This is a genomic window from Rothia sp. ZJ932, from assembly GCF_016924835.1.
GTDB lineage: Bacteria > Actinomycetota > Actinomycetes > Actinomycetales > Micrococcaceae > Rothia.
This window is the reverse complement of sequence record NZ_CP070480.1, coordinates 29,825-49,913: the sequence shown is the minus strand read 5'-3', so window position 1 is coordinate 49,913 and position 20,089 is coordinate 29,825. Positions and strand designations below refer to the sequence as shown.

The window sequence follows — 20,089 nt, the reverse complement described above, 5'->3', positions numbered from 1 at the left end:
TAATCCTTGTACCCGACCCAATACTTCAAGACGCGTGACGAGACCAGACAGCCTAATCGCAGGCAGTAATCTTGTAGAGTTTGGCACCACCGGCGCGGTAGGTCTCTTCAACCACATTATTCTCAACAACCTCTTCGAAACCCGGATACCAGACAGAATGGTCAGCTTCATTGACCTCAATGTGTCCAAATTCCAGGTAGTAACGGTAGTTCTCGCGCTCTAAAATCTCACAGACTTTAGGGTCCTCATTGGCGGCATTAAGGTTCTGATAAACGTAGGCTTCATCGTCCGTCATGTCCCACAGGGCATGGTAGGCACTGACCTCACGACCAGTGTAGGCGTAAGCAAGCGGACCACCGTTGAACGCTTGCACCACAATCTTTTCGTCCTCTTCAACATAGTCATCGAGGTGTTCAAAGATGGTGATCTCATCAGGACCCAGCAGGGGTGACTCATCTTCGGGGGCATACTGCCAGAAAATACTGTCAATAAATTTCGTCAACGGCGCTGATGTTTGGAGGGCACCACCCACCACAAGCACAGCAACTACACCGGCAGCCGGCAGAAGCCGCAGACGCACGTCCGCCCGATACGAGGCAGTCTCAGCTGCAACCCTGCGCGCAGTCCAACCAGCATAAATTCTCTGTGCCCACTCAGCTAAATGCTGTGCCAAGTATGCAATAAATGGCAAAACTACCAGAGGTATCAGCGCAGCTACCCTATAGGAATCGTGGTACCAGACGCCCACCACATCGTAACGGCCATCCTCCCAATCCAACGAGCGCACCGCAATGTAGAAATAGGCAAGAACAACCCAGGTACCAAACAGCCAGTAGAGGCGGTTTTTGGCGGTAACCAGCAGGTAAGCGCCAACCACAAAGAGCGCACTCACCAACCACAGCGGCTTAGTCAGTGACAGCACCTGGTGAGACAGCAACTCACCCAGAGCTCCACCCTGGCTCATGTAAGGATGCCACATATCGCCAGCTTCCTTGGGCGGACGTACCACTCCCCACAGGTAGTAAACCACAGTAAAAAGGGCGAGCAGACCCAAAACCTGCAACACTGCAACCCAAGCGGGGGTTTGCTTTTGCACCGCGGAAACTATCTGCATCACCAGGCGGGTAGCGAAAATGGGGGTCACTAGAACCAGCATGGACATCACCGCATTGGGGTGAGCAATAGCGGTACCTAGGGCGACGAAAATGCCCAGGTACACCGTCTGCACCGTCGCAAGGTGACGCACCAAACCAACGCGGAAGAGTTGCGCCATCATGCCAATACCAACCGGCACCAGCGAATACCCTAAGAGGTTGGGGTAGAGAACGCCGAAGAACACCAGAAGATAGGGGTAGGCAGGAAAAGACGCTAGGGCAACAGCTGAAAGCATCAGGGCGAAGCGACCCAGCGGAAAAATGCTACGCAACATATAGAGAGCCGAAAGCGGCCACACAACCGCTGATACTACTAAAGCAACAGCATTGGTCGAGAGCGCAACAGATGCCTCGGTGTTCATAAATACTAGTGAAACAATATCGTGCCAGGCTGCCGGGTAGAATGCAGGGGTTTCATTGGCGGAGACCATGCTGTTGATAAAGAGCGCGGAACCGTTGCCGTGATCAGCGATGTATCGAATGGCGTTCTGGTGGAAGATGTTGTCCCAGGTTTGTGAAATCCACTCGGGGTTCCCCAAAGAGTTAGTCATATTACGCACAAGCAATATAAGTGCCAGCGCCCACGCGAGATAGTGCCAGAGCTGCCCCTTGAACGACCAGCTCATAGGGGTCGCGTCCACGGTGGAGTTCAGTCGACGACGGGAGGGCACGTCCAACAGTCCCACTGAATCAAAGCCCCAGACTACCAAGGCAGCGAGCACTGCAATAAAAAGGGCGAGCACGAAGGGCAGCCACAGTGCCCAGTCAAAGCCGAAGAAAGGAGCGAGTATAGCGCTGCCGGCAACTACGGCAACGGAGATTGCCGGGGCGATAGCAAAAGCGTCGAAGCCTTTAAGTCGCGCTGCGATGGTCACCATGAGACCGGGGACGAAAACAACCACCAGTGCCAGCGCAGCAGGTAGTAAAGCGTTGATCCACATAGGTTGTTTTCCTTCTCGGTCTAAAGTTGGCAGAGGTCATCCAAATATACCAATTTTACAGGGAAATCAGATTATTTCCCCTCCTTCTAGAGGTGTGACCACGCTCTGCCCAGGTGACCACGACCAACGCGGTCACTTGGGCAGAGAACAATCACAGGTGAACAGAAGGTGGTCACACCGGAGGTCGGGCAAGTAAGAGGGGCGGGGAGTGGGACGTACCCAACCCGCTGTGAGCATAGAAAAAGTGGGCGGACGCGTCCACCCACTTTTTCCTAGCTGGCTACAGCCTTCACTCGTTGGTTTTAGAGCGCACTAGCCAACGCGAAAATAACGACTGCAACGATGAAAGCAAAAACACCCATGAGGGTCTGCATAACAGTCCAGGTTTTGAGGGTGGTTTTTTCGTCCATATTGAAAAAACGGCTCATGAGCCAGAAGCCGGAATCATTGAAGTGAGACAGAATGATTGAGCCTGCCGCAACTGCCATCACAAGTGCTGCCAGCTGTAGCTGGTTGTATCCACCTGCTTCAACACCGGGTGCGAGCAGTCCAGCGGTAGTGGTCAGCGCTACGGTTGCTGACCCCTGAGCGATACGCAGGATGCCCGAGATAAGGAACCCGGCAAGAATCAGGGGAACGCCGATACCGCCGAGGGAGTCAGTCAGTGCCGCACCGATACCTGAGGTGCGTAGAACGCCGCCGAACATGCCACCAGCACCGGTGATAAGAATGACGGAGCAGACGGCAGGCAGGGCGCCTTCCATGGTGTGTTGCAGGTGGGTTTTGTGTTCGCCACGTTTGGTGCCCAGGGTGTACATGGCGTACAAGGTGGTAATCAGCAGGGCAACAGGAGTTTCACCGAGCATACGCAGGGACTGGAACCAGGTTTCATCTGCCGTGGATTCTGCCAGGACGCCTGAGGAAAGCAGGGTGTTGAGGCCGGTGTTCATGAAGATGAGGATCATGGGCAGTAGCAGTACCAACACAACGGTGGAGAATTTGGGCGGATTGGCAGGTTCTGTCTGGATTTCTTCTTGACCGAGGATGGCGGGAACGGGTAGGTGAATGCGCTTGCCGATGTATTTACTAAAGAGGTAGACAGCGAAATACCAAGTCAGCATAGCAACGATAAGACCAACGAAAAGTAGGACGCCCATGTTGGCGTTGAAGAAGGTTGCCGCTGAGACGGGGCCGGGGTGCGGGGGCGCGAAAACGTGCATGACGGAGAAAGCGCCTGCGGTGGGCAGACCGTAAAGCAGCATGGAGCCACCCACCCAGCGCGCTACCGAGAACATAATCGGTAGCATCACTACAAGACCGGCGTCGAAGAAAATGGGGAAACCGAAAAGCATAGATGCAACGCCCAGCGCAATGGGGGCGTGCTTTTCACCGAAGACATCGATGAGTTTGGTAGCCAACACCTGAGCGCCACCGGAGGTCTGAATGAGAACGCCAAGCATCGCACCCAGGCCCACAAGCAGGGCAACAGAGGCAAGCGTGCTGCCGAAGCCGTTGAGCATCACCGGCACCACCTGCGCCACAGGAATACCTGCGGCAAGCGCGGTCAGTAGGCTCACCAGAATCAGCGAGGGGAAGGCGTGCAGTTTGAGTTTGATAATCAGCAGCAAGAGCAGGGCAATAGCAGCAGCTGCGATCGCAAGGAGCGGACCCGCGGTCAGGGTCTGCGACCAGTCTTCAATTTTCATTTCTGTGTGTTTTCTTTCGTTATGTGCAGCGGTTGCTGCCTCAAAAATCTTTAGCGCAGGCTGTTGAGCTGGGCAAGCGCGTCCTGCATAATCTCTTGCTGGGTGCCAGAAATATCAAGCACAATGCCATTTTCATCTGCTTCAAGTGGCTCAAGGGTTTCGAACTGCGAATCTAGCAAGGCAGGTGGCATGAAGTGGTTTTTGCGGGCGTTCATACGCTCGGCGATTAACGATTTTTCACCGGCGAGGTGAAGAAAGAGGACGCGCCCACCAGCACAGCGCAGGGTATCGCGGTATTTCCTTTTCAGGGCGGAGCAGGTCACAATCGTGTTCTGACCGGTAGCACCGGTTTCTTGCATCCAGCGGGCGATGAGTTGCAACCAGGGCGCGCGGTCTTCATCATTGAGGGGAATCCCCGCGCTCATTTTTGCAATATTTTCTTTCGGGTGCAGATCGTCTCCTTCTGCGAAGGTGAGATTGAGCTGCTCGGCGAGGGCTAGAGCCAGGCTGGTTTTGCCCGTACCTGAAACGCCCATCACCACCAGATGGGTGGGTTCATGAGTAGTCATAAATTCAGCTTAATACCGAGGGCGTTCAATCATCGAAGTGATGACTTTGCATGTCGCAGATCGGCGTTAGTTATCGGTTCTCGTGCGTTATACACCCGTTATAGAACATGACCGTGCAGAGGAAACGCGTCCGCGCGCAAAAACCTGTACATGCCCTCTCAACCGGCGGTTCGTGAGCACACTTGGTAACGAACCCACAGTTTTGGCGTCATAAAGTCATAAACAGGTTTTAAAGAACATATAGCGAAACAACCTAGCTTTAACACCTCAATGGGTTCTAGTCTTTGTGAATGTAACACCGTTATTTGCAGCCGCAACAAGGAGTTGATGATGACTTTGGCACCTGAAATCTCACGCATCGAAACCGCGTCAGTAAGCGACCTTTTCAAAGAGGCGTTTGGCGCTCAGCCCGCAGGCGTTTCGATTATTACCGCCCTTGACGCTGAGGGCAACCCGGTGGGTATCACTGCCTCATCCGTGAACTCCGTATCGGCAGAGCCGCCCATTGTGAGCTTCTCGCTCAAAGGCAACAGCGGTTCGGCGGCGCAACTGCTGAAAGCTGACACCTTTTTGATTCATCTGCTCTCGGCTGAGAACATTCAGCTCGCCAAAAACTTCGCGACCAGCGGCTGCCCTCGCTTCGCAGATCTTTCCACCTGGGAGACGCTGCCCACCGGCGAGCCCCTGCTTGAAGGAGTAGGACGAGTGCTGCGTGCTCGTTTTCACGACAAGATTGAGGCGGGTCCGGCTATCTTACTCACCGCCGAAGTACTGAATTTCATTCGTCACGACACTAGCGGGGCGCCCGTGGTCTACCATGCCCGTAAGTTCCACGCCCTCGGTGAGCACAGCGAAGTCAACTAAATTTTTCAGGTACTCAACAGCGCCAGCACACCGCGCCTTGTCGGTGGCATTCTTAAGGTAATGAAGAACGCCGCAGAATAGGTGCGGTGTTTTTGTATACATCACACAGCACCACAGAAATGAAAGAAGTAGCTATGAGCGCCCTGCCAGACTCCTTCCCCTGGATTGAAAAGCTGATTGCCGAACCCACTGTCAGTGAAACCTCTAATAAAGGTCTGCTGAAGATTCTAGCGGACGAGTTTGATAAATATGGTTTCACCCCGCATTACACCTACAGTGACGACGGTGAGCGTGCCAATATGTTCGTGACGTTGCCTGCCCACGATGGCTCAACCACCGGTGGAGTGGTGATTTCAGGTCACACCGATGTGGTGCCCGTTGAGGGTCAAGATTGGAACACAGATCCCTTCACCGCCACCGTCAAAGACGGCAAACTCTACGGTCGCGGATCATCAGATATGAAAGCCTACATCGGTGTTGCCATGCACCTGCTGCCCGAATTTGCCCAGGCGAAGCTGGCGCATCCGGTACATTTCGCCTTCTCATACGACGAGGAAATCGGCTGCGTGGGAGCACCTCGCATGATCGAAGACATGGTACAGCGTGGTCTCACCCCCGAATTCTGCGTGGTGGGTGAGCCTTCTATGATGCAGGTTATCGCCGCGCACAAGGGCGCCCACCGCGGACGCGTCACCCTGCGCGGCGTTGCCAAGCACGCATCCCTCGCCCCGCACGGGGTCAACTCTGTGGCTGTAGCAGGAAAATTCATCACCTTCTTTGATGAACTGGCACAGCGGTGGATTGAAGAGGGCCCCTTCGATAGGGGGTTCGTCACACCCTTCTCGACTGGCGGCGTCACCGTGGCACGCGGCGGGGTACAATACAACATCATCGCCCAAGACACCGTGCTCGAATACGACTTCAGGGCACTGCCCACTATCGACGCGCAAGCCGTCATCGATGAGATCGAAGCCTATGTTGAAGCCCTCGGCGAAGAGCTACGCACCCGCGCCCGCAGCGCCGAACAGCTCTCAGGAGCGGAACCCGGATCTCTGGAATCTCAGGTTTCCATTAAGCACGAACTTCTCGCGCGCGTGCCCGCCCTCGGCGCGAAAGAAGGCTCACCCATCATCACTTTCGGCGGCGAGATGGGCGGCATCGGTGAGGGCGCTAAGGTTCCCTACGGCACCGAAGGCGGGCAGTTTCAGGCAGCGGGCGTGGCAACCATCGTCTGCGGCCCCGGTGACATTGCCCAAGCACATACCCCTAACGAGTGGATTGAGCTCACCCAAATCGAAGCCTGCGAAGACTTTATACGTAACATTCTGAGCTGGGCGCAAGGCAAATAAACACTGGGCAACCGTGAGCCAGCCAAGGGGGCAGGATGCAACACCGCGCGTCCTGCCCCTTTTTTTGCCCGACACGCAGGGCGGGGCAGAAGGGGTTGGACGGAGCCGGAGTGACCATACTCTGCCCAGGTGACCACGTTTATTGTGGTCACCGGGGCAGAGGGTGGTCACACCCTTGACTGAGATCGGGGGCGGACGCGCGTTTCGCCCTTTTACAGCGGGTAGAAGCTGGCAAAGAGGTGAGTTGGCGGCGCGTTTTAGTGATGTGCAGCCACGCCTATGCATCCTGAGCGACTAAATTTTGTCCCCCATTCACCGGACGGGAGGCAAAACTACAGGCAGGCATTTTAAGAACTTCACAGCTTATCCCCCACAAGCTCTACAAGACCAGCCTTGCCCCCCTGCTCAGCGGCAGCGAGGGTCTTCAGAAGGCAAAAGAGCCTCTCAGCAGGCATGTACGTTACCGCTAGGTAATAATTTCTACACCAGCCATGTTCTCTGCTTGCGCCCAGAAAATAGGGATGACAGGATTCCACAAAACCCACTCTTTAACCACTTTAACCAGTGGATTTACCAGTATTTCAAAGCGGAAGATTCTTGCTTTCGTTAACACACAGCGCGTTTAAGAAAACCTTTTTACTTTACATTGATTGGCTTTTCATTTATTAGCGTTCTAAAAACCACCCACACAAGACATGTTTTCAAAATATGTTGCAGAACACACTTATTTTGTCCCCTAAACGGTTTTACCTAGAAAACCAATAGTTTCTTCTGAAACCAATACCCCTCAAGGGCTTGCACCCATCTTTTTTATTTGTCCCCCACCTGGTGGGCAAGAAAATCCCTGATAGATTTTTCTCTGTCGCCAAGGCACAGAAGGTACCCCAAGCGAAAGACATTCACCCCAATGTCTCTAGCACTTCAACTGCCCAAACGATCCCCGAACAACACGTACCCCATTGAGTACCCCGACTACAGGAAAAAAATCATGCTTACTCTTTCACGTCGCTCAGTTCTAGCATCATCAATCGCAGGCGCAGCAACCCTCGCCTTCGTGCCTGCAGCAAATGCAAACACCCTTGCACTCAACAGCGCAGAGTTGCCCGCAGGTCGCCTCCGCTTCACCCCCATCAACGACGTCACCTACGTCAATCCCTTTGCGCAGGCGTTCACTGCAAACCCCAGCACCGGCTCCCGCTTCATCCCAGCACCCGAGCCCTCCCCCTCCGACGCGCTGGTATCAGCACACTTTGACACCGTCTCACCCCGCTCAGGCTCCGTTTACCCCCGCGTGATCCTCCGCCGCTCAGCAGATGGCAGGGACTTCTACGCAGCAGCACTGGCAATCACCTCATACCGCCAGTACGAGTTCACCATTGAGCGCATTATCAACAACCGAACCACCGTCATCAAGCATCAGATTCTCAACATTGCCCGCCCTCTCATTGACCAGGAACTCTCCTTCGACTTGGCATTGAGCGCCCGCGCTCGTCACCTCGAAGCACAGGTTGTTTTCGCAGGTCAGCCCGCGATTCGCATCGCAGCAGATGACATCAACGTACCCCTTTCAGGTATGCCCCAGGGCACCGGCACCGGCGTCAGCGGTTACGTTTCACGCCACGCTCCCGCCGCCACCAAGCTCAACGTTTCACAGGCAACCGCAGGCGAATGGGGCCAGTTCCGTGGCTCAATGGTTCAGCCCGGCTGGGGGCAGGTCATCTTCGAAGACGACTTCGACAACGCCGCCTACTACGGCACCGGCACCGTCGATGGCTCAAAGTGGCGAATCCGTAACAACGATTATGTTGGCTACGATCAGGCAGTTATCCTCTCAGATGCTGTCACCGTTCAGGATTCAGTTGCGAAGATCTGGCTGAAAAAGCTCCCCGCAAGTCAGGAACACATCTACCGCGACGGCAAGGTACGCAACTGGGCAACCGGTTATATCGACACCATCGGCAAGTTCTCAGCAGAGTACTTCCGCCTCGAATACCGCGCAAAGCAACCCGTTTCACGTCCCGAACACATCGGCGCATGGGGTGGCATCTGGATGCGCCCCGACAACACCAAACTGCTTGGCGAGATCGACATCTCAGAGTCATACGGCTACACCTCAGGCAAGCAGAGCTTTGACCCGACCAACCGCTCAGAAGCGTCCGTACACTACGGTCAGCAGCAGGGCAACAAGTCCAAGCACAACAAAATGATTCCGGTTCTGGGTCAGGTACTTGCAGACGAGTACCACACCTGGGCCGTTGAAAAGACCCCTGCGGGTATTCGTTTTTACTTTGACGACATTGAATACATGTTCGTCTCTTCAAACAACCCGCGCTATGCAACCGCGCTTCCCACCGGAGCGAACTTTAACATCCGCCTGAGCATGCAGGCTGGTAACGCTTGGTGGGGTGGCATGGCTGATAGCACCCGGGATTGCGCACTCGAAGTGGACTACGTCCGCGTGTGGGCATACCTGGGTTAGGGAAACGTACATAGCCGTAGGGGTACTGGCTATTGCACGGTATGCTGAGCGGTCGTTTACGCCCCGAGCCAGAAAAATGGGGTCTGGTCGGTGGCATTTATCTAAGCGGCCGTTTGGCATATAACCTCCGTAAAGATTTGCTCAGCAAAACGGTTTGAGTTGTATTTTTAGTGTATTCACACCGGTATTAGGGAAACTCAAAGGAAAGACCGCACTTAGCTTTTAGCTAGGTGCGGTCTTTGCCGTGTGAGGGGTTGTTCAGTAGGGAATAACCGAGTGCTCAGACGGCTTATGATGACAGGCAGTGACGGACGGTATCGCGCTTATAAGGTGTAGAGGGTGAGCGGGGCGGACGCGAGTGGTCAAGAAGCAACACTTAGAACCTCAAGCGAGACAAAAAGGCTAACGACCGCGTCCAGCTCCTTGAGCCCGCGCCCCATCCCGCACTCCGATCAGCGCTAGCTCCCCACTTCAAAGGAAGAAACCGGGCATCAAAACCCCGGACTCTCAAAATTCGAGGGTCTTAGGGCAGAGTGATGGTTGTGGTTGAGTCATCATGTGCGTCAGCTCGCCGTGCCGCTACGTCGGCTACGCGCGTCCGCACAAAGAACCAGCCCAGAGCCATTAGCGGCAGCACTACAGCCATTGACGCCATAGTGTAGGTTCCCACCGGGTAATCAAAAGCAACAAGAACCATCACTGACAAGAGGAAGGCGAGGGTCACCCAGTTGCTCACGGGCGCTAGGGGCGCCTGGTAGTGCGGACGTATGTACTTGCCCGCGCGAGCCAGGGCAACGAACTTCATATGGGGCAGGGTGATAGCCGCCCAGCCAATGATGATAGCAATGGCAGAAATGTTGAGCACAATTTCAAATGCTTGAGCGGGAACCCACCAGTTAAGACCCACACCAATAATGGAAACAATACCGGTGAGTAGAATGCCGCCGTAGGGTACGCCTGAGCGGGAGAGTTTGCCGGCAAACAGGGGCGCTGAGCCGTTGAGCGACATGGAGTGCATAATGCGCCCGGTGGAGTATAGACCCGCGTTGAGTGATGATGCTGCCGCTGTGATGACAACAAGCTGCATAATGGGGGCTGCATATCCAACACCGATGGAGTCGAAGAAGGTCACAAAGGGTGACTCGTCGGCGGAGTATGCGGTGTGCGGCAGTAGCAGGGTTAGCAACAGAATTGAACCGACGTAGAAGATTGCGATGCGCCAGACCACGGTGTTGACGGCGCGCGGAATGGCGGTGCGCGCGTCCTTTGTTTCGCCCGATGCGGTACCGACCAGTTCAATACCCGAGTAAGCAAAGATGACGCCCTGAGAAACTACCAGCGCGGGCATCAGTCCGTTGGGCAGTAAGCCGCCGTTGTCGGCGATGAGTGAGAACCCGGTGGGGTTACCGTTGGGGGTTCCGAAGATGACGAAGAAGATACCGATGATCATAAAGACCACGAGCGAACCGACCTTAATCAGCGCGAACCAGAACTCAAGTTCGCCAAAGAGTTTGACCGATACGAGGTTCATGGCAACCACAACTACCACTACAACGAGGGCGATGGCCCATTGGGGAATATCGTTGATTGCCTCGATGTACTGCCCAAACCAGCGAAAGTAGATGGCAATCGCGGTGGCATCTACGATGGCGGTTGCAGCCCAGGAGAGCCAGTACATCCAGCCCACGAAGTAGGCGGATTTTTCGCCGTAGAACTCACGGGTGTATGAGACGAATGAGCCGGACGAGGGTCGGTAGGCAACCAGTTCGCCCAGCTGACGTAGAATCAGGTAGCCGAAGAAACCGGCGATAGCGTAGAGCACAAAGAGGGAAGGGCCAGCGTCCGCCAGGCGTCCGCCCGCACCCAGGAAGAGACCGGTGCCGATGGAGCCGCCCATGGCAATCATCTGGATTTGGCGGGGTTTGAGCCCCTGTTTGAAACCAACTTGTTCGTGGGCGTAGGCGTCGCTGGGGTCTTTCACGTGTTCTGGTGAAGCCATGTTTCCTCTTGAAATTGAGAGTGCAAAAATTGCGTGCCGCGCCAGTCTTCGGTGATGGTGCGGGCTAAAAGTACATATTCACACTACCCTATATTTATTCATTGAAGCCGGGGTTTATGCGCGCTGACGGTGTGGAACTAAGCACCTCTTATGGTTCTCAGCGACCCCTGAATCTTTAAGTGAGCCAGGTGATTTTTTACAGGCTGGGCAGTTCGCGTTTGCCGTGTAGGCGCAGTGCTTCGCAGAGAATCCATCCCGCGGCGCAGCCAAGCGTATTTGCCATGAGATCTTCTACGTCGAAGGTGCGGTAGGGGCAGTCGTAGTAGCCCCAAAGCCCGGTTGCTTGGGTGAGTTCAATAAGCATGGTTGCAGCAAAACCCACCAGAACACAGGAGCGAAAATTGAATCCTAGGACGCGGTGCAGAAAGACTCCGAGCGGCAGAAAGAGAAGCACGTTAAGTATTACCTGAAGAACATATGTACTAGACAAAGCCGATAAAAGGTTGCCGCCGCTATCTCTCAAAGCAAACTGCAGGCTCCATCCGGGAAAGAAGCGTGGGTAGTAGAGGCTGGAGTTACATTTGAACTCACTGTCATCAGGTAGTGGCAGGAAAGTAAATGAAATGACTGTGCAGATGTACAGCAGAAAAAGCGGCAGAACGATGTACCAGTGTCGCTGTACTTTTTCTTTCCAGTGGTGGCTGGTAGTCAGGTAAATGGGCACCAGAATCAGCCCCAAGCCCACCCACAGGATGACGGCTTGCACTAAAAGATCAGCTAGGTTCATGCAGGTAACCGCCTCTTCACCTCAAACGTAAAACCAGACTTGCACTCTACGCGCTGGGCACGGGTACATCAATTTTTGTGGGTGTGGTGTTTACCTACCTTCTCATCAGTGTTATCAAAAATGGCGCAAAGAAACCGCACCAGGCAGCGATAATGCACACCATGAGCTGACCGCACAGTAGCCAGCAGGCGAGAGCCGGACGCGCGTTCCTCGCGGCGGTGACAGCTTCGACCATGGCTGTTGAGAAGGTGGTGAAGGCTCCCAAAAAACCAATTCCCGCGATGGCTGGGAAGGTCGAGAAGGAGGTGAGTTCTGGTGCGAATAAGGGCAGTGCCCCTACGAGCGCGCCCAGCATCAGCGAACCTGCGGCATTAATCAGCGGTATAGAAAGATACGTTTTGCGCGGCAGGGCAGATTTCATGAGCTTATCCAGTGTGTATCTACACCAGGCACCTACCCCACCGGCAATAAATATAGCCCCGGTCAGCATCAAAGTCATGAGAGACCACCTACGGTGCGATGAGCGAACCTTTCACCGGCGATCATTGCCCACCAGCATAAAAAGAAACCCAGTAGCAGGCTGATACTCGCGTAGAAAAGAGCACTTGCCGGGCTTCCCCCGCGCGTGAGCCTTAGGATTCCCATAGCCAGAGTCGAATATGTTGTAAATCCGCCCAAGAACCCTGCACCCAGCCCCAAACGTACAGCGTCGGAGTGAGGTCGCGTCCGCCCCGTACGAACCCCGGATTGCATGTACCCGGTCAGGAACCCTAACGCGATAGCTCCCACGCAGTTGATGAGTAGAACGTCCCAGGGAATCTTGTACCCCATCAGAAGACCATCCCAGGGGGTGATCTCTAGGATGAAGTAGCGTGTCACGGCACCTGCACCTCCCCCAACAAAAACCCAGGCTCCAGGTGGAATTTTGTGTAATTTCAAAATTTCACCCCTCAATGTGTGCACCGCCGCCGAAAACATGCCAGATATAGCACCCACAACTACTGCCAGTAATTAGTATTGATAATACTTATTAGATTAATCTGCGATTCGTACTTACGGGGAAAGATGACATCAAAAACTATGCCAAACACCGATGAGACCTCCCTCTCACCCGTTGATCTGTGGCAGCTCTATATAGATTCCGGTGATTACTTGCGGGAACTCACCGACCGCACGCTCAAAAAACGTGCCGGTATTAGGCTCGTTGACTACAAGCTGTTGCACTTACTGGTGGAATCTCCCGACGCTATTAACAGCGGAGAGTTGCGCATGGGCGTACTCTCTCATTCCCTGCGCATTTCACCTTCGCGTTTGACCTACCAGATCAATTCGCTGGTTAAACAGGGGCTGGTTCACAAGTGCAAAGCAGACAAAGACAGACGAGGCCTAGCAGTCAGCATTACCGATAAAGGTTACGAGATTTTTTCTGAAGCCTACGAGGTCTACTACTCGGTGATTGGCGACATCGTTTTCAAAAACATTAGCAATGAGGAAACCGCGATGCTCAGGAACATTTATGCAAAGATTCTGAAAGCCACCATCGAGTATGACAATAAAGATATATAGCCAAAAGCATCCACACTAGAAATAGACTGTATCTTCATTTATTTTTACCCCTAAGCACTCCATCTAGTTTGAGTCTAAGCATTCTTACCACTAGGCTAGTACCAGTTGCAGTCTTACAGGTTGCCTGTTTTTCCTGAAAATTTCCCCATACTTCCCCACTTTTTCAGGACCTAACCCGCTAACCTTGTGCAACTTAAATATTATGGTACCCCACACTAAATAAACATAGTAAATAGAGGAATGTATGCCTTTTTTCAGTCCCCGAAAAGTAGTTTCAATCCTTGCTGCAAGTGCAGCACTGCTTGCAGGAAGCTTGGCGCCCGCTAGCGCACTTTACAAAGGAACCCCTGTAACAGATACAGATCCCCACGCACACCAGGTTCTTGCGCTTTCTGGCATCGGCTCTTGCACTGCTGTAGCACTGTCACCCGAATGGGCTCTTACCGCAGCACACTGCATCACCCAAAATCCTGGAGCACACCATACGGTTTACACCGGGGTGGAACGCTCTCAGCATCAGGCACACACCGCTGACGCGGTAAAGATTGCCCCTATGGGCGACCTAGCCCTGGTACACCTCAAAGATCACCTATCACTTGAAAGCTACCCAGAGCTTCCTTCAGAATCCTTTAAGAAGGGCGATCGCGGGCTTGCTTATGGCTGGGGCGTTGGCACCGGCAACCGCTTGACCACCACTGAATCCGTAGTGGCCAACAATGGTTATCATTCTGGCTATAACCGTGGATTCTTCTTTACAACCATCCACCAGGGCGATTCCCGACCGCGCTCGGGCGATTCAGGTAGCCCGTTCTTTGTCAACAATCAGGTGCATGGCATCCTTTCTTCATCGGGAGCCGATAGCAACCCTGCCACCAACTACTCTGACGTTTTTGATCAGGTCGATTGGATCGAGCACACGATCAACTAGCCTTTTTCAATCAGGTAGTAAAACCTAGCGGTAAGAAGCCTCTTTTGGGTGAAACTCCAAAAGAGGCTTCTTGCCGTTTGAGTTGATGCGTCAAGACTGCAGCTCATAGCATCACTTCTACCCCCTAATCTTCAGGCTTTTACGTGCCAGAGGCTTTGCACTATACTTGCACCCATAAAGACCCACAAAAGTAAATTTTTCTTGGGAGAATCTTGCGTTTACCCTAGATATCGGCGTTTTTACCAACGCAGCATTTACCCCTTCTAATCCCCTATTGAAGGGACAAATTGGGCTTACTGAAAATTCTCAGCTCATTTTCATCGCATTCTATAAGGAAAAAATTGAACACCCCCAACCCCCGCATTGCTATTATCGGCTCAGGATACGGTGGAGCCGTAGCCGCTTACCAGCTCACCCAAGCTGGCTACTCTGTAGAACTCATTGAAATGGGAGCCGACTGGGAGAAAATCCCCGCTAAGAATGGCAAAAAGTTCACCAGCATGGTTTCCCCCAGCGAACGCTCTATGTGGTTCAAAGACCGCACCGACATGCCCTTGGGTTCCCTCATGTACCTCGATATCGTCAACAAAAATATCGACAGAGGCCCCGGCGTCCTTGATATTGAAAAGTTCGAGCACATGAAGGTATATGTCGGACGAGGCGTCGGCGGCGGATCACTCGTCAACGGTGGTATGGCAGTCACTCCCGACCGCGCCTTCTTTGAGCACGTGTTGCCCAGCGTTGACGCTGATGAAATGTATGCCACCTACTTCCCGCTCGCCAACCAGCTTCTTTCGGTGGAGGAGCCTCCCAAAGATCTTTTGCAGAACTCCAAGTGGTACGGTTTCTCACGCGTTGGAGTAGCCCATGCTACTAAGGCAGGATTCTCTAGCACCACCGTCCCCAATGTTTACGACTGGGATTACATGCGTGAAGAATCCTTCAACAATGTTCCGCGTTCTGCGCTAGATGGTCAGGTTATTTTCGGTAATGACCACGGCAAAAAGTCGTTGCCCAAAACCCTTCTTGCCCATGCTTTTGCAACAGGACGCGTAAAGTTACGTGAGTTCACCGAAGTTGTCACTATTCAGCACCACAAAGATAACAGCACTTTCTCGCTAACCCTCAACACCATCAATGCTTCCGGTGAAACTACCGGACGCACGGTTGAGGTGTATGACAAGGTTATTCTTGCTGCCGGTTCTATTGGTACCAGCAAGCTGCTCACTGCAGCTAAAGCACGCAATACTATTGAGGATCTTCCCGAAGAAACCGGTAAGAAGTGGGGACCCAACGGCAATATCATGACTGCGCGGTGGCTTGGTTTGGACACTACTACAGGATGTTTCCAGTCAGGTATTCCAGCTAATGGTGTTACTAACTGGGACGGTAGTGAGCAGTCGGTCTTCGCTGAGGTTGCGCCTTTCCCCGCAGGTATTGAGACGCATACTAGTCTTTACCTTGCAATTACCAATAACCCCAATTTGGCAGATTTCACATGGAACGAAGAGAAGCAGGCTACGGATCTCAACTGGGATTCGAAGATGGCAGAGCCTTCTGTGACCTCTACTCGTAATTTCTTTGACACCATTAATAGAGCTAACCCGGGTACTGGTTACAGGTATGACTTGTTTGAAGGCGGCGCTCCTTTTGCCGACTACTTTTCTTACCATCCTCTCGGCGGAATGATTCTTAATGAAGCTACTGATAATTACGGTGAGGTTAAGAATGTTCCGGGGCTGTTTGTGATGGATGGCTCTCTGATTCCTGGCAAGATCGGTGTCAATCCTTTTGTCACTATCACAGCTCTTGCACTGCGTAATATCAATGCGCTACTCACTGCTAATCGTTTCACCACCACTACTAAATAAAGAGTTTCATCATGACAAATACCACCAATTTTCAGCCTTCGCGCCGCGCTTTTATGCTTGGATTAACCCTTTCAACAGCGGCAGCTATTACCTATTCAGATCTCATTCCCGCTGCGGCTGCAGAGGTGCCAGGCTATGCTTTTGCACCGGGTAAAGGCGCGCCCATTGTGTTAGCAGATACTCCCTACAACGCTCAGGATCATTGGCTGGGGTATACCGTGCCGATCTACTCGGGTCAGAGCCCCTGGCGAGTCCTGCGCCATGGTTCGTTGCCTACCAGCTTTACTATTACTAACACCAGTAACCAGCCTATTGTGAACCCCACTGGTACTCTTGCCCTTCAGATGCGAGATACCGGAATGGATATTCCCTCAGTAGGTGGCGCTAGCAAAACCCGTGCTAATAGCAGTAATAATGCTGTGCTTTTCAAGGATCAAGGCACCAATCAGCACGGCGCACGCCTATACACCTGGACTTATCGGAATATCACGCTCAAGCCCGGGCAAAGCCTTGAGATTCCCCTGCGCTACTACGTGAATTATCCCTTCTCGAACGTTGATTATGAGCTGCTAGTAACAGCTACTTTCTCTAGTATCATGTCAACAACGGCAGCGGTGGGGGTTGTTCCGGGCTTCACACGATGGCTGTTCTGGGATTAAACACTAGTTAAGATACAAAAATGTCGGTTTCCTCTTTTGCGGAAACCGACATTTTTTGTTTGTTTTCTTCGGAAAAGTTCTCAGAAAGCTGGGCGAAGTATTTTATTTCTGCGGGAATATTTTCTCTGTCTGCTGCGAATTTTTGCCCCGCTTCTCGTTGCTCTGTGCTTTTTTGCTGACCGGCGTGGGTGTAGCGGTTGAGGTTTTCGCTCGACCAGGGGTTTGAGAGTCGGACGCGCGGCGCAGCTGCTCGCGGTTGGCGAGAACAACCAGCGCCATAGCGTTGAGGGCAAGTCCAGTGATGAACAGAATCCATCCCACCGTCATGTAGGCGGTCCCCGCGAGCAAAGCGCCCACAAGCATAGCACCCACAGAGACTAGGTACGCCGGTGATAGCAGAAATTTAGTGTTCATAAGATTTTTGCCTTAGCTCCTGCTACCAACAGGTTTTCTGCGTACGGTACGAAAGATCGAGCTGTCTTTTTCTTCGGTCTTATCGGTCACTACGATGGGCTGCGACTCGGTGTCAGGCTCTGGGTCTTCATTCAGTTCAACTTCTTGAACTTCTGCAGACTCCCTCGGTGATTCGCCATGGTCTTCATGGGATGCAATCAGAAAAGGCAACGGAGCGCCCTTAGCCTGCTGGATTGAGACGAGGGCGGCGAAGACATTCAGCCCGATGCCACCAAGAATCAGCAACCATCCTAGAACTGTCACCAAGGTCAAGCCGGTGCCCGCCAAAATCGCGCCCACAAAAATCGTTGCGAGGGAGGTGAGAAATGCTGGTGAGAGTTCTTTGAAGTCCATTGTTCCTTTATTTTTCGTTGGTTCGTAGATCCGGGTGTCTACACATACGGACGCATGCCAATTAAGGCATATACGGCTGTGTTCTGTACTTACTCAAGTGTAGAGAATATTTCTGGGAATTTCTTGACCGTTACATGCCCGCAGGCTCCACAAAGCGCATCCACGGTAGCTTGCATGGCGGCGGTAGTGAGTTCCTCGCCGCGCTGCTGGCTGGTGAACCTTAGGTCATGGTGCAAAGGACAGAAGGTGCCCGCATCCAGAGCAAATCCACCCACCGCGTGGCACCGAGTCAAGAGGTAATTGGCATCTGTAGTGTGAGCTATATTTCATAGTTTAGGGCACGCTCGAAACTCCGCGAATACCGCGGGCAGAACCTAAAAAAGAGAGTTTCGCTGCGACTCAAAATAACTGCGATAGTTCAGAATCATCACACCTAACGCGTACAGGGCAAAGTAGAGGGCACCGGAAAGCACAAAAACATAGGACTGCCCCTGAACAATAAAAAACGACATCACAAAGGTAGTCATCACCGCCACCGGCACTTTACCAATGGGTAAAGCAAAGAAAATCAAGCGCCTGAGCCCCAGTACCTCTACAGTTTTACCCATGAGTTCGGCAAGCACGTAACCAACCCCCAGCGACAGGGCACCCACCAACGCCAACACAGCAACCTGCGACTGCGGAAAACCGCCGGCACGCGCCATGAGCAACCCAAAAATAAGACCGGAAAACATTCCAACAACTAGAGCAAAAATAAGGCTCTGCCAGGTAAAACCGGGCAGCGGGGTGCGGTTCTCGTAGAGTTCCCGGTTAGTATCAACAAAACTCCACCGAACGGTCTGGGTTCCGCGAGCGCCCAGCGAAAAGAATCGCGCTGATCCGCCGGTGGTTGGGGTAGTGCTCACCGGTTGGGGGTTATCGGTGGGGGCAGGTGTGAACACCACCGTGGAGGGCGCGTCAGCATCGGTGCCTGGTGCGGGACTCACGCGCCGCAACCACCTGAACCGCAGCCACAGGAACCGCCGCATCCACCCGTTGATTCAGCTGGTGCAGGGATCTCAAACCCCTGAGCGCGCATGTACTCTTCTTGTTCCGCGACGAGATCAGTGTTTTCTGAGCCTAGGACCTTGAAGTTGCCGTCGCTGAGCATCTGAGTCTCCGCGAGGCGGGCGCGTCCGTTCTCTTCGTCGCGGTCGCTGAGTACCAGACCGTTAGCTGTGTGCAGGGCGAGGGCTTGGAGGGAGTTAAGGGTACGGGCGCGTCCTTCACCCACGATGATGGTGGCACGCGGTGCGGCGAATCGGGTGGCTGCGATGACGCGCAGAGCGGTCATGGCAGGGAGCGGACGGTGGCATTCGAGGGCGGGGAAATCAATGATGAGGGTGCCGGTGTGGCCCGAGAAGCGGGCGATGTCGGTAGTCATGTCTTCGGGAGTCAGGTCGGGCGCGATGTCGAGCAGCCCCACGGAGTCGTCGCTGGCAGTGGATTCTAGGGTGGTGATGGTCGCTTGGAAGAAGCGGTATCGCAGTGATGATGCCGCATCGATGATAGAAAAGGTTTGAGAGGCGGGCGCCTGTAGCAGTTCGCTGAGTTCTTCGGGGGTGGCGGGTGCGCCGGTGATTACTCGCTGGGTCAGTTCTGTGTAAGGCATGTTTTTATTCTACTCCCGCCCTTTGTTACCATGCTCTGCCCAGGTGACCACAATAAACCTGGTCATCTGGGCAGAGGATGGTCACACCTAAGCAGAAGGTGGTCACACCACGAGGGGGGGTAGCGGGCGGCGGTGGGGTGCGGATGTGTGGTGGGTAGAATGGTTGGCATGGCGCTCACCCGTGAAAAGATTCTTGATACAGCTTTTACTGTGCTGTCGCAGTATGGTCTGGCTGATTTGTCGATGCGCCGTCTTGCCGCTGAGTTGGGCGTTGCTCCGGGTGCCCTCTACTACCACATCAAAAATAAGCAGGATCTGCTAAGTCACCTTGCATCGCGTCTTTTGGTTGATGTTCCGGTATCTTCACCCACACCGGTGTCTGTTGATGAGAAGGTGACGGCGGTGGTGGACGCGTCCGCCCGGGTTTACGAGAAGCTGGTGGGTATTCGTGAGGGTGCTGAGGTAGTGCGTCTTGCTTTGGCTTTGCACCCGCAGCGGTTGGTGTTCCTCACTGACCTTGATGCTGTTTTCGGTGAGCAGGTGCCTGGGGCGGCAGATGCGTCCGACCCCGCTCTTGCGGCGAAAACCGTGCTGCACTGCATGCTTTCGCTCATTGAGGAAGAGCAGACGCGCGCCCTGGTTACAGCCGCCGAGCTGTCTACTGTTGCCCCAGCGTACTATGCCCTGTCGATTGAAGCGGTCGCACGAGGGTTTTTGGTTTCACACTCGCTCTAACCCCGCGGCGTCTCGTCAGAAGGC

The 20,089-nt window shown here is 53.6% G+C and carries 19 protein-coding genes; 8 read left to right on the top strand and 11 right to left on the bottom strand.

Annotation, left to right across the window (positions count from 1 at the left end):
• Positions 1-52 precede the first annotated feature (52 nt).
• From JR346_RS00250 to JR346_RS00240, 3 genes are all read right to left on the bottom strand, one after another.
• Entirely contained in the window at positions 53-2,095 is a 2,043-nt protein-coding gene (locus JR346_RS00250; RefSeq protein WP_205482484.1) for a DUF6541 family protein, read from the bottom strand.
• Positions 2,096-2,397: 302 nt separating this feature from the next.
• Positions 2,398-3,801 carry a GntP family permease gene (locus JR346_RS00245; RefSeq protein ID WP_205482483.1) on the bottom strand — a complete coding sequence of 468 codons (1,404 nt, stop codon included), beginning with the start codon at positions 3,799-3,801 and terminating at the stop codon, positions 2,398-2,400.
• 50 nt (positions 3,802-3,851) lie between these two features.
• Positions 3,852-4,370, bottom strand: coding sequence for a gluconokinase (locus tag JR346_RS00240; RefSeq protein ID WP_204877736.1), 519 nt, complete (start codon positions 4,368-4,370; stop codon positions 3,852-3,854).
• Between the two features lie 327 nt (positions 4,371-4,697).
• On the opposite strand from JR346_RS00240, the gene JR346_RS00235 reads away from it, so the two are divergent.
• The 3 genes from JR346_RS00235 (at position 4,698) to JR346_RS00225 (ending at position 9,062) form a co-directional block, all read left to right on the top strand.
• Positions 4,698-5,234, top strand: coding sequence for a flavin reductase family protein (locus tag JR346_RS00235; RefSeq protein ID WP_240333962.1), 537 nt, complete (start codon positions 4,698-4,700; stop codon positions 5,232-5,234).
• A 134-nt stretch (positions 5,235-5,368) separates the two neighbouring features.
• On the top strand, positions 5,369-6,583 hold the full coding sequence (gene argE / locus JR346_RS00230; RefSeq protein WP_205482482.1) for an acetylornithine deacetylase: 1,215 nt from the start codon (positions 5,369-5,371) through the stop codon (positions 6,581-6,583).
• A gap of 988 nt (positions 6,584-7,571) precedes the next feature.
• Positions 7,572-9,062: a family 16 glycosylhydrolase gene (locus JR346_RS00225; protein ID WP_205482481.1), complete on the top strand. Its 1,491-nt coding sequence runs from the start codon at positions 7,572-7,574 to the stop codon at positions 9,060-9,062.
• Between the two features lie 523 nt (positions 9,063-9,585).
• On the opposite strand, the gene JR346_RS00220 is transcribed toward JR346_RS00225, so the two are convergent.
• The 4 genes from JR346_RS00220 to JR346_RS00205 form a co-directional block, all read right to left on the bottom strand.
• On the bottom strand, positions 9,586-11,061 hold the full coding sequence (locus JR346_RS00220) for an amino acid permease (RefSeq protein WP_204877740.1): 1,476 nt from the start codon (positions 11,059-11,061) through the stop codon (positions 9,586-9,588).
• A 196-nt stretch (positions 11,062-11,257) separates the two neighbouring features.
• Positions 11,258-11,848: a VanZ family protein gene (locus tag JR346_RS00215; protein WP_205482480.1), complete on the bottom strand. Its 591-nt coding sequence runs from the start codon at positions 11,846-11,848 to the stop codon at positions 11,258-11,260.
• Positions 11,849-11,942: 94 nt separating this feature from the next.
• Entirely contained in the window at positions 11,943-12,347 is a 405-nt protein-coding gene (locus JR346_RS00210; protein ID WP_205482479.1) for a CrcB family protein, read from the bottom strand.
• The gene (locus JR346_RS00205) at positions 12,344-12,826 is read right to left on the bottom strand and encodes a CrcB family protein (protein WP_255521937.1); all 483 of its coding nucleotides are present in this window, start codon (positions 12,824-12,826) and stop codon (positions 12,344-12,346) included. The genes JR346_RS00210 and JR346_RS00205 overlap by 4 nt, the downstream gene beginning before the upstream one ends.
• Before the next feature lie 87 nt (positions 12,827-12,913).
• On the opposite strand from JR346_RS00205, the gene JR346_RS00200 reads away from it, so the two are divergent.
• The 4 genes from JR346_RS00200 to JR346_RS00185 all read left to right on the top strand — a co-directional run bounded on the left by JR346_RS00200 (position 12,914) and on the right by JR346_RS00185 (position 16,872).
• The gene (locus JR346_RS00200) at positions 12,914-13,414 is read left to right on the top strand and encodes a MarR family winged helix-turn-helix transcriptional regulator (protein ID WP_205482476.1); all 501 of its coding nucleotides are present in this window, start codon (positions 12,914-12,916) and stop codon (positions 13,412-13,414) included.
• Between the two features lie 244 nt (positions 13,415-13,658).
• Positions 13,659-14,342, top strand: coding sequence for a trypsin-like serine protease (locus JR346_RS00195; protein ID WP_205482475.1), 684 nt, complete (start codon positions 13,659-13,661; stop codon positions 14,340-14,342).
• Positions 14,343-14,683: 341 nt separating this feature from the next.
• Entirely contained in the window at positions 14,684-16,213 is a 1,530-nt protein-coding gene (locus tag JR346_RS00190; protein ID WP_205482474.1) for a GMC oxidoreductase, read from the top strand.
• 11 nt (positions 16,214-16,224) lie between these two features.
• Entirely contained in the window at positions 16,225-16,872 is a 648-nt protein-coding gene (locus tag JR346_RS00185) for a hypothetical protein (RefSeq protein WP_205482473.1), read from the top strand.
• A 102-nt stretch (positions 16,873-16,974) separates the two neighbouring features.
• Here JR346_RS00185 and JR346_RS00180 read toward each other — a convergent pair whose 3' ends face one another.
• From JR346_RS00180 to JR346_RS00165, 4 genes are all read right to left on the bottom strand, one after another.
• Positions 16,975-17,286 carry an ATPase gene (locus JR346_RS00180; protein WP_205482472.1) on the bottom strand — a complete coding sequence of 104 codons (312 nt, stop codon included), beginning with the start codon at positions 17,284-17,286 and terminating at the stop codon, positions 16,975-16,977.
• Positions 17,287-17,298: 12 nt separating this feature from the next.
• Positions 17,299-17,679, bottom strand: a complete 381-nt coding sequence (locus JR346_RS00175) for a hypothetical protein (RefSeq protein ID WP_205482471.1) — start codon at positions 17,677-17,679, stop codon at positions 17,299-17,301.
• A gap of 374 nt (positions 17,680-18,053) precedes the next feature.
• Positions 18,054-18,665 carry a hypothetical protein gene (locus JR346_RS00170; RefSeq protein ID WP_205482470.1) on the bottom strand — a complete coding sequence of 204 codons (612 nt, stop codon included), beginning with the start codon at positions 18,663-18,665 and terminating at the stop codon, positions 18,054-18,056.
• Positions 18,662-19,330, bottom strand: coding sequence for a hypothetical protein (locus tag JR346_RS00165; protein WP_204877748.1), 669 nt, complete (start codon positions 19,328-19,330; stop codon positions 18,662-18,664). Before JR346_RS00165 ends, JR346_RS00170 begins: the two co-directional genes overlap by 4 nt.
• 147 nt (positions 19,331-19,477) lie before the next feature.
• Here JR346_RS00165 and JR346_RS00160 point away from each other — a divergent pair, with 147 nt between their 5' ends.
• Positions 19,478-20,065, top strand: a complete 588-nt coding sequence (locus JR346_RS00160) for a TetR/AcrR family transcriptional regulator (RefSeq protein WP_204877749.1) — start codon at positions 19,478-19,480, stop codon at positions 20,063-20,065.
• Positions 20,066-20,089 lie beyond the last annotated feature (24 nt).

Bases quoted from the DNA above. Each gene is read 5' to 3' on its own strand.
- JR346_RS00250 (WP_205482484.1), bottom strand. From the start codon at position 2,095: ATGTGGATCAACGCTTTACTACCTGCTGCGCTGGCACTGGTGGTTGTT.
- JR346_RS00245 (WP_205482483.1), bottom strand. From the start codon at position 3,801: ATGAAAATTGAAGACTGGTCGCAGACCCTGACCGCGGGTCCGCTCCTT.
- JR346_RS00240 (WP_204877736.1), bottom strand. From the start codon at position 4,370: ATGACTACTCATGAACCCACCCATCTGGTGGTGATGGGCGTTTCAGGT.
- JR346_RS00235 (WP_240333962.1), top strand. From the start codon at position 4,698: ATGATGACTTTGGCACCTGAAATCTCACGCATCGAAACCGCGTCAGTA.
- argE (WP_205482482.1), top strand. From the start codon at position 5,369: ATGAGCGCCCTGCCAGACTCCTTCCCCTGGATTGAAAAGCTGATTGCC.
- JR346_RS00225 (WP_205482481.1), top strand. From the start codon at position 7,572: ATGCTTACTCTTTCACGTCGCTCAGTTCTAGCATCATCAATCGCAGGC.
- JR346_RS00220 (WP_204877740.1), bottom strand. From the start codon at position 11,061: ATGGCTTCACCAGAACACGTGAAAGACCCCAGCGACGCCTACGCCCAC.
- JR346_RS00215 (WP_205482480.1), bottom strand. From the start codon at position 11,848: ATGAACCTAGCTGATCTTTTAGTGCAAGCCGTCATCCTGTGGGTGGGC.
- JR346_RS00210 (WP_205482479.1), bottom strand. From the start codon at position 12,347: ATGACTTTGATGCTGACCGGGGCTATATTTATTGCCGGTGGGGTAGGT.
- JR346_RS00205 (WP_255521937.1), bottom strand. From the start codon at position 12,826: ATGTTTTCGGCGGCGGTGCACACATTGAGGGGTGAAATTTTGAAATTA.
- JR346_RS00200 (WP_205482476.1), top strand. From the start codon at position 12,914: ATGACATCAAAAACTATGCCAAACACCGATGAGACCTCCCTCTCACCC.
- JR346_RS00195 (WP_205482475.1), top strand. From the start codon at position 13,659: ATGCCTTTTTTCAGTCCCCGAAAAGTAGTTTCAATCCTTGCTGCAAGT.
- JR346_RS00185 (WP_205482473.1), top strand. From the start codon at position 16,225: ATGACAAATACCACCAATTTTCAGCCTTCGCGCCGCGCTTTTATGCTT.
- JR346_RS00180 (WP_205482472.1), bottom strand. From the start codon at position 17,286: ATGAACACTAAATTTCTGCTATCACCGGCGTACCTAGTCTCTGTGGGT.
- JR346_RS00175 (WP_205482471.1), bottom strand. From the start codon at position 17,679: ATGGACTTCAAAGAACTCTCACCAGCATTTCTCACCTCCCTCGCAACG.
- JR346_RS00165 (WP_204877748.1), bottom strand. From the start codon at position 19,330: ATGCCTTACACAGAACTGACCCAGCGAGTAATCACCGGCGCACCCGCC.